Source organism: uncultured Caballeronia sp. (genome assembly GCF_964243625.1).
In the GTDB taxonomy this organism is placed as follows: domain Bacteria; phylum Pseudomonadota; class Gammaproteobacteria; order Burkholderiales; family Burkholderiaceae; genus Caballeronia.
Genome location: NZ_CAXTGZ010000254.1, coordinates 1 through 8,218, shown reverse-complemented (window position 1 = coordinate 8,218; position 8,218 = coordinate 1). Strand labels below are relative to the sequence as shown.

Here is an 8,218-nt window from a genome sequence, read left to right as displayed (position 1 = left end):
GCCCTCCTGCGCGGCCGCGAGCAGATGCAGGACGGTGTTGGTCGAACCGCCCATGGCGACGTCGAGCGTCATGGCATTCTTGAACGCCTGCTTGGTCGCGATACTGCGCGGCAAAACCGATGCGTCCTCTTCCTGGTAATAACGGCGGCACAGGTCCACCACGAGACGCCCGGCCTGTTCGAACAGCCCCTTGCGCCATGCATGCGTGGCGACGATCGTGCCGTTGCCCGGCAACGCCAGACCGATTGCTTCGGTCAGGCAGTTCATCGAATTCGCGGTGAACATGCCCGAGCACGAACCGCACGTCGGGCACGCGTTGCGCTCGATCTCCGCCACTTCGGCGTCGCTCACCTTCGAGTCGGCGGCCTTGATCATTGCGTCGATCAAGTCGATCTTCGCGATCACCTGACCGTCGGTCGGCGATTTGACCTTGCCGGCTTCCATCGGACCGCCGGAGACGAACACGACCGGGATGTTCAGGCGCATGGCGGCCATCAGCATGCCCGGCGTGATCTTGTCGCAATTGGAGATGCAGACCATGGCGTCGGCGCAGTGCGCATTGACCATGTACTCCACCGAGTCGGCGATCAGTTCGCGCGACGGCAGCGAATACAGCATGCCGCCGTGCCCCATGGCAATGCCGTCGTCCACCGCGATGGTGTTGAATTCCTTCGCGACGCCGCCGGCCGCTTCGATTTCCTTCGCGACCAGCGCGCCGAGATCGCGCAGATGCACATGGCCCGGCACGAACTGCGTGAACGAGTTCACGACCGCAATGATGGGCTTGCCGAAGTCGCCGTCCTTCATGCCGGTGGCGCGCCACAGGGCGCGGGCGCCGGCCATGTTGCGGCCATGAGTCGATGTGCGTGATCGATAGTGGGGCATCTGTACCTCTGTATTGTGGTTATCCGAATCTGTGTTACGCCCGGGCCGGTTCATCGGCCGCAGGGAAACCCGGATTTTGCGAGACCACCGGTAAGACGTCCAATATCTTTTTTCGGCGAAATTAGGTCGTGAAAAGTATCAATCCTGCCTAGAGGCCGAACGTCCCGCGATACTGCTCGTCGGCATCCGAGCGCGTGTGGATCTCGACCAGCACACCGCCCGGCACTTCGCAGAAAAACCGCGAGCCGCGTTCGTGCTTGAACACGCCGGTTTTCATCCCGACGCCCGCTGCGATCATCCGGTCGTGAAGCGCGCGAACTTCGTCGAGCGTCGCCAGTTCGAAGCCGATGTGAAAGTTGTGGGGCCACTCGACCGGATGGTCGCCGGCGTCTTCGATCACGATGTCGAAGCCCGGGCGTTTCAGGATCCAGCTCGCCCCGCGACCGGCGACAGTGCAGCCCAGATGCGCTTCGAAGAAGGTTGCCGTGGCGCTGACATCGGACGAAGGGAAGCTCATGTGATTGAGCCTCATTGCCGTGCTGACAGAGGTGGTGGTATTTGCGTTGGTGGTGATGGTGCTCATGTCGATCTCCGTTGCTGCGGAGCGCTCCTTGCGTTCCGTACGGAAATGTTACGAGTAAAAGCTCGCGTTTTATACTCGCGTCGCCGCTTGGGCTTCAGGAGCCGCCGAGGCCCGTACTACGGGCGTTTCGGGCCGCGCGGCGCTGGCTTGCGGGCAGGCTGCTCGCGTTTATCGGCGGGGTGCGGGTCTTCTTCGGCGGGCGTGGCGGCCGACATCATCGTCAGATAGCCCTGCACGGCCGCACACACGCGGCGAGTGAGGCCGGCCGTATCCGTCTCGCCGCGCTCGCCGGCGGCATCGACGAGACCACGGATCATCGCGAACACATCGCGTGCGGCGACATCCGTGTCTGCTTGCTGAGGCGAATCTTCCCGCGCGAGGATGTCCAGAAGCAAGCTGCGCATCGATCCGGTGCTCGGCAGCGCCGCGCGCAATTGCGGCCGGCTTTCTTCCACGTCGAGAAGCCGCGCGAGCGTCGGCCGCGCAAACTGCTGCCACACGGCCACGCGAATCAGATGATCGAGCGCGGCCGATCCGCTCGCGTGATCGAGGGACGCGAGCGCCTCCTTGTAAAACCGCGCGTTCTCGCGTTCCATCAGCGCGATGGTTAGCGCATCCTTGCTCGGAAAGTACTGATAAAGCGAACCGATACTGACACCCGCGCGCTCGGCGACCGCGTTCGTATTGAACCCTTCGAGCCCCCTCGTTTCGAGCACTTGCGCGGCGGCTTCGAGCAGGGTCTCGACCATGCGCGCCGAGCGAGGCTGGCTGGGTGCCCTACGCGGTTTGAGCGGCGACGGATTCGGCTGTCGAGGCATTGGAACGTATCGAGCGGTTATGAACGAACTGCCGACGCCGCGACAGGCGGAAGTTGCGCGAGGTGCCGCAACAGTTTCGTCACCATCGCGACAACACCGAACGCGAGGATCACGAAAAACACCGCGAGCGGTGCAAGGATCTGCACGGAAAGGAAGCCGACAAGCCCCATCGTCGCCGATGAAACCAGCAGCAGCGCACAGCCAAGAATCGCGCTCGTCAGCCCCGCGATATGCGGAAACAGCGAGTTGCCCTTTGCCATCAAGGTCGGATACATCGCGCCTGCGCAGAATCCCATCACGAGCACGGGCGTCGCGAGCGTCCACACGCGCAGGCCGACGGTCAGCGCGAGCAGGAGCATCGCAATCGATGTCCCGGCCATCACCCGCGCGCCCAGCAGCAGCCGTCGTTCCGCGCTCGGCAGACGCGCGCCGTGAATGCGATTCGACAAGCCGCCGAGGAAATACATCATCCCGATACCCAGCGCCAGATAGCCGAAATACGTCGGCGGCTTGTGCAGCGTGTTCTGCACCATGAACGGCCCGACGATGTTGAATACAAGCAGGATGCTGTAACACAAGCCTTGCGCGAGAAAGCAACTCTGGAACACCGGGCTTGCCAGCACCTTGCCCGCGTTGGTGATCAGGGTGCGCGGCTCCAGATGCACCGGACGCCGCAACGTTTCACGATAGCGCCACCACAATGCCCACATCACGAGCGAGTAGATGAGCAGGAACACGAGGCACGACTTCCAGCCGAACCACGTCTGCAAGTGGGCGCCAATCACTGGAGCCACGATCGGCGCGAGTCCCCACGCAATCGACATGTAGGTGAACGCGTGCAACAGCGCCTGGCCCGAAAACGAATCGGTGATGATCGCCTTCGCAAGAAGATTGGTCGTGGCGATGCCGAAACCCTGCAGGCATCGAGCGAGAAGAAAGGTCTCGAGATTCGGCGCGGCGAGCGACAGCAGGCAGCCTATCGTGAAGATCACCAGCCCGAACGCCAGGACGGGCTTGCGGCCGTAAGCGTCGGCTATGGGACCGAAGACGAGCTGGCCGAGCGCGTAGGCCACCATGTAGCCGGACACGCTCGACTGGATCGCCTGGGGCGACGTTGCGAAAAACGTCGCCATTGCGGGCAGCGCGGGCACGTAGATATCGATTGCAAGCTGTCCGGCCGATGCAAACAGGCAGATCACAAACAGCAAGAAACGCGGCGAATTCGGTACAAGCGCGGCGGGAACAGAGGGATCAGAGGTCGTTTGGGTCATGAAGGCCTGTAAGGGGCTGCGGCAGCATCGCCGCGTATTGTGCCTGTCGTCTCATAAATCGACACGATGCCCACTGCGAGTGCATGGTCTGACCAGGCCGTGCCGTCCCTGCTTGACACGTATATTCCCCATCCGGTATATAAACACCATGGAATCGACCTTCGCCGTTATCGCCGAGCCAAGCCGCCGCGCAATCCTGAGTCTGCTGGCAACGTCCGAGCAGACCGTGGGGGATATCGAGGAGAAGCTGAAGCTCTCGCAACCCTCGGTCTCGAAGCACCTTCGAGTGCTTCGGGAAGCCGGATTTGTCGAGGCACGCGTGGACGCACAGCGGCGCGTGTACCGGATCAGGCCGGAACCGCTCGCGGAGATCGACGCGTGGCTCGAACCCTTCCGGCGCTTCTGGTCGGGCCACGTCGATGCGCTCGAACACCATCTCGACCGCATCGACCCAATTGATACTGCACTGGGCAAAAAGGAGAGAAAACGATGAGCAAACGCGACGAATACAGGCCGGGACCCGCTGCGGGCGCCGAAATCCAGAAGGATGGGGAGAAGTGGACGCTCGTTCTGGTGCGCGAACTGCGCCATGCGCCCGAGAAAGTCTGGACCGCGTTGACCGACCCGGTCAGCCTGCGTGAATGGGCGCCCTTCGATGCCGACCGGAGCCTCGCGTCTGTTGGCCCGGTCAAGCTCTCGACGGTCGGAATGCCCACGCCGGTCATCTCGGAGACTGAAGTGACGCGCGCCGAGGCGCCCCGGTTGCTTGAATACCGCTGGGGCGACAACGACCTTCGGTGGCAACTCGAGCCGCTCGGCGACGGAACCCGTCTTACGCTCTGGCACAACATCGACCGCAATTTCATATCGATGGGCGCGGCCGGTTGGCATATCTGCCTCGATGTGCTGGCGCAGTTCGTGGCTGGCGATCCGGTCGGGCGCATTGTCGGCGGTGAAGCGATGAAGTTCGATTGGCTGCGTCTCAAGACCGAGTACGAAAGGCAATTCGGCATTTGAAGCATGAACGTTTCAGGAGGAGAAGATGAAGAAAACGAGTGCGGTAGATGATGCGCTGGCGCCTGAACTCATCGATAAAAAAATCGCCGAGCTTGGCGGCTGGCGCGGCAAAACTTTGAGCAGGATGCGCAAGCTGGTCAGGGACGCGGACCCGGAGGTCGTCGAGCAATGGAAGTGGATGGGCACGCCCGTCTGGTCGCACGACGGAATCATTTGCACTGGCGAGTCGTATAAGTCAGTGGTGAAGCTGACCTTTGCGAAAGGGGCTTCGCTGAAGGACCCCGCGAAACTTTTCAACTCGAGCCTGGATGGAAACACAAGGCGCGCAATCGATATCCACGAGGGTGAGGAAATCGATTCGGTTGCATTCAAGGCGCTTGTTGGCGAGGCGATTGCCCTCAATGTGTCGGGCGTGAAGGCAAAGAAAAAACCCGGTTAAGCCTTCCTGAGCTCTTCCGTAACAAAGTCGACGAACGCCCGCGCCACTTTTCGCGCGGAGCGCCCCAGTGGGAAATAAGCGTGGACGGGTAGCCCCGTCGTCTTCCAGTCGGCTAGGACAAGCACCAGCGACCCGCGCTCCAGTTCGTCCTGGCAACCCCATGACGGCGCCGATGTGATCCCGAGGCCGCCCGTCGCGCACGCGATGGCGCCGGCTATCGAGTTGGTCGAGATGTTCGGATGAAGCTCGACGTCCACCGTCTTGCCGTCGAGTTCGAATTGCCAGGAGGCCGCCCGCGTGGCGGCCGGCCCGCCGACGATCCTGTGCCGAGTCAGGTCTTCCGGCACGAGCGGCATCCCCGCACGTTCAAGATAAGAAGGCGCGGCAACGACAACGCGCGGAATCATCGTGATGAATTTCGATGTCCCCGATGCATCGGGAAGATTGCCCACGCGCAACGCTACATCGACACCTTCGCGAACCACGTCCTGCCATTTATCGTCGAGCAGCAATTCGATGCTCAGGTTCGGATGACGCTCGGTGAACGGCGCAAGACGTGGCATCACCATACGCAAGCCCATGGTCGTAGTCATGCCGACCCGCAGCAAGCCCCGCAGTTCGCCGCTTTCACGCACGCTGTTTTCTGCGTCTTCGAGCGCCGCGAGGATGGGCTCGACGCGAGCCAGGAATTCCGCACCGGCCTCCGTCAGGACGACCGCGCGCGTACTTCGCGATAACAGCCTGGCGCCCAGCCCCGCCTCGAGGTCCGCAACCATTCGCGACACCTGTGACTGAGCCAGCCCGAACTCGCGCGCCGCAGCAGAAAAGCTGCCGAGATGCGCAACGCGCGAATAAAGCTTGAGGCTCAGGATGTCCTTCACGTTTTAAGCCCCTTACGTCTGATGTGACCCAGGCCGTCACTCATGCTGACCGAGCATAGATATTAGCGAAATCCAATGGCTACCGCCCTTTTGCGAGAGGCCGCATTCTTCACTCACCGGCAGCGACGCGCAAATCAACCAAGGCGCACCGCGAACCGACGAGCAAACCCTCTCTTACGCAAAAGGATGATGATCATGAACCGCAAAGTACTGATTACCGGCGCTACAGGTGACACGGGCCGCGCCGCTGTAAAGGAATCCATCGAAGCCGGCTTGACGGTGCGCGCGCTGGTGCGTCGTATCGATGAACGGTCCGCCGCACTCGAAGCGCTTGGCGCACAAGTCGTAGTCGGCGACCTGCAGAATATCGACGAGGTTCGCGCTGCAATGGAAGGCGTCGACGCAGCCTATCTCGTGTATCCGGTCGCGCCGGGACTGATTACGGCGACCGCTTATTTCGCACAGGCCGCGCGTGAAGCCGGCGTCGCCACCATCATCAACCTCTCGCAACGCTCGGCAAGCCGCACATCGAACAGTCCGTCATCGAAAGATCACTATGTTGCCGAGCAACTGCTCAGCGCGTCGGGTCTCGACGTGATCCATCTGCGCCCCACCTACTTTCTCGAATGGCTTCTCTACCCGTGGCAACTGCCGCTGTTCCGTGAGAAAGGCATCTTGCGCATGCCGGTCGGCAAAGGGCGGCACGCCGCAATCGGTGCGGAAGATCAGGGCCGGGTGATCGCTGCATTGCTGCAAAATTCCGACGGGCACATCGGCCAGACGTACCCGCTCTTCGGACCGGTCGAAATGGATCACGAACAAATGGCGGCGGAACTCAGCGAAGCACTTGGCCGCAGGATCGTCTTCGAAGATGTCTCGATTGACGAATACCGCCGTTCGATGGAATCGGCCGGTGTACCGGAATACGTCGTCAAGCACCTGTCTGCCGCAATGGACGACTACCAGCACGGCGTGATGTCCGGCATGAACGACAACGTTGAAAAGCTGACCGGCCGCAAGCCGATGAGCGTCAGGGAATTTGCGCGCGCCAATGCGGATCGTTTGAATCCGAAAGTGTCCTGACCTTACCCGCTTTTCATACTGGAAATATCATGAAAGTCATGGCCGTTGGAACGCTGGTTCCCCTTTCCCCGGAACAGCTTGCGCACTACATGCCGACCGAAGTCCCCGCCACCTTGCAGTTGTACCTCGACGGCAAGATGGAACAATTCTGGATGCGGGAAAAGTAAGCGCTAGTTTAAGCACACGTTGAAGTTGAAGTTTTCGAGTTGAACAATGACGGCTCCGTTAATGAAGGAGTCGGGCAATGACGAATGGATACGATGAGCGCAGGCAGGTGTGGGCCAAGCGATTTGAGGACCAGAAGAACTCTGGTCTGAGCGTGCTGGCATGGTGCAAAGCCGAAGGGGTGAATCAGTCTGGTTTTTACAGGAGCCGCCGTCGCATGCTCGAAGTGAGCGGGTCGCAGGCCGAGCCGACCTTGGTTGCCGTGCCGATCAATCCGAGCGTTGATCGCGAGATGCGGTTGGACGATGAGACTTTCACTGATACATCTGGTGCACGGCACGCGCCGCTGGAAATCCAAACGCCCGCCGGCTTTGTGCTTCGGTTGAGCTCGCGCACGCATCTCGACTGGTTGCCGCGTCTTCTGGCGGTGCTGTGATGTGGGATAGCCCGCTAGGCAAGGTCTATCTGGCGCCGGGCGCCACTGACATGCGCCGCTCGATTAACGGCCTGTCGCTGATGGTGGCCGAGACGCTCGGGCTCGATCCGGTGAGTCCTCACTGGTTTGTCTTTTGCAGTCGCGGCGGCGACAAACTTAAAATTCTTCACTGGCAGACGAACGGTTTTTGGCTTCATTATCGTCGCCTTGAGGAAGGTCGATTTCGCTGGCCGCGCGACGCTGGAGATACGGCGGCACTGGAAATCACGGCGCGTGAGCTGCGCTGGCTACTCGATGGGCTGAACTGGCAGACGACGATTGCGCATCGGGCGATGCCGGCGCGTGAGGTTCGCTGAAGTGAATTACAAAAATACGTAAACCCACGAGGCGGCACACTTGGATATCGTACGGCAATGGAAGCCAACGATCTCAACCACTTAACGCCTGAAGTTCAGGCCTATATCCGCGCACTCGAAGCGCAGAACCGCCAACTGGCAGAACGTATTGAGGTTCTTGAGGAGCTCTTCCGTCTGGCGCAACTCAAGCGTTTCGCGCCCAGCAGCGAGAAGCTCAAGGACCGCGTGTTCGACGAAGCCGAACAACTCGCGCTGAGTGAATCCGACTACGACGATGTCCTGAC

Annotated in this window: 12 protein-coding genes and 1 pseudogene; 8 read left to right on the top strand and 5 right to left on the bottom strand. The window is 61.0% G+C overall.

The annotated features are described in order from the left end of the window. The 4 genes from ACFFAR_RS17735 to ACFFAR_RS17720 form a co-directional block, all read right to left on the bottom strand. Positions 1-885 (bottom strand): dihydroxy-acid dehydratase (locus ACFFAR_RS17735; RefSeq protein ID WP_375508199.1); only part of this gene is annotated, 885 nt, incomplete at its 3' end. 148 nt (positions 886-1,033) lie between these two features. Then, positions 1,034-1,417 carry a VOC family protein gene (locus tag ACFFAR_RS17730; protein WP_174364831.1) on the bottom strand — a complete coding sequence of 128 codons (384 nt, stop codon included), beginning with the start codon at positions 1,415-1,417 and terminating at the stop codon, positions 1,034-1,036. 167 nt (positions 1,418-1,584) lie between these two features. Continuing rightward, the gene (locus ACFFAR_RS17725; protein WP_375508198.1) at positions 1,585-2,217 is read right to left on the bottom strand and encodes a TetR/AcrR family transcriptional regulator; all 633 of its coding nucleotides are present in this window, start codon (positions 2,215-2,217) and stop codon (positions 1,585-1,587) included. An 86-nt stretch (positions 2,218-2,303) separates the two neighbouring features. Continuing rightward, on the bottom strand, positions 2,304-3,557 hold the full coding sequence (locus ACFFAR_RS17720; RefSeq protein WP_174364828.1) for an MFS transporter: 1,254 nt from the start codon (positions 3,555-3,557) through the stop codon (positions 2,304-2,306). Between the two features lie 148 nt (positions 3,558-3,705). On the opposite strand from ACFFAR_RS17720, the gene ACFFAR_RS17715 reads away from it, so the two are divergent. The 3 genes from ACFFAR_RS17715 to ACFFAR_RS17705 are packed head-to-tail and all read left to right on the top strand — an operon-like array spanning position 3,706 to position 5,013. Further along, entirely contained in the window at positions 3,706-4,050 is a 345-nt protein-coding gene (locus ACFFAR_RS17715; RefSeq protein WP_375508197.1) for an ArsR/SmtB family transcription factor, read from the top strand. Then, positions 4,047-4,574, top strand: a complete 528-nt coding sequence (locus ACFFAR_RS17710; protein ID WP_174363561.1) for an SRPBCC family protein — start codon at positions 4,047-4,049, stop codon at positions 4,572-4,574. The genes ACFFAR_RS17715 and ACFFAR_RS17710 overlap by 4 nt, the downstream gene beginning before the upstream one ends. A 25-nt stretch (positions 4,575-4,599) precedes the next feature. Further along, the gene (locus ACFFAR_RS17705; protein WP_062001653.1) at positions 4,600-5,013 is read left to right on the top strand and encodes a DUF1801 domain-containing protein; all 414 of its coding nucleotides are present in this window, start codon (positions 4,600-4,602) and stop codon (positions 5,011-5,013) included. Here ACFFAR_RS17705 and ACFFAR_RS17700 read toward each other — a convergent pair. Next, positions 5,010-5,894 carry a LysR substrate-binding domain-containing protein gene (locus ACFFAR_RS17700; protein WP_174363562.1) on the bottom strand — a complete coding sequence of 295 codons (885 nt, stop codon included), beginning with the start codon at positions 5,892-5,894 and terminating at the stop codon, positions 5,010-5,012. The two genes, ACFFAR_RS17705 and ACFFAR_RS17700, sit on opposite strands and share 4 nt — an antisense overlap. Positions 5,895-6,089: 195 nt before the next feature. Here ACFFAR_RS17700 and ACFFAR_RS17695 point away from each other — a divergent pair, with 195 nt between their 5' ends. The 5 genes and pseudogenes from ACFFAR_RS17695 to ACFFAR_RS17675 form a co-directional block, all read left to right on the top strand. Continuing rightward, on the top strand, positions 6,090-6,977 hold the full coding sequence (locus ACFFAR_RS17695; protein ID WP_174363563.1) for an NAD(P)H-binding protein: 888 nt from the start codon (positions 6,090-6,092) through the stop codon (positions 6,975-6,977). A 29-nt stretch (positions 6,978-7,006) separates the two neighbouring features. Beyond that, on the top strand, positions 7,007-7,144 hold the full coding sequence (locus ACFFAR_RS17690) for a hypothetical protein (RefSeq protein WP_375508196.1): 138 nt from the start codon (positions 7,007-7,009) through the stop codon (positions 7,142-7,144). 77 nt (positions 7,145-7,221) lie between these two features. Further along, on the top strand, positions 7,222-7,578 hold the full coding sequence (locus ACFFAR_RS17685) for a hypothetical protein (protein ID WP_375508195.1): 357 nt from the start codon (positions 7,222-7,224) through the stop codon (positions 7,576-7,578). Next, positions 7,578-7,934 (top strand): IS66 family insertion sequence element accessory protein TnpB, encoded by a 357-nt coding sequence (gene tnpB / locus ACFFAR_RS17680; protein ID WP_375508194.1) that lies wholly within the window; start codon positions 7,578-7,580, stop codon positions 7,932-7,934. Before ACFFAR_RS17685 ends, tnpB begins: the two co-directional genes overlap by 1 nt. Positions 7,935-7,991: 57 nt before the next feature. Next, a pseudogene (locus ACFFAR_RS17675) lies at positions 7,992-8,218 on the top strand (IS66 family transposase); the annotation flags it as partial.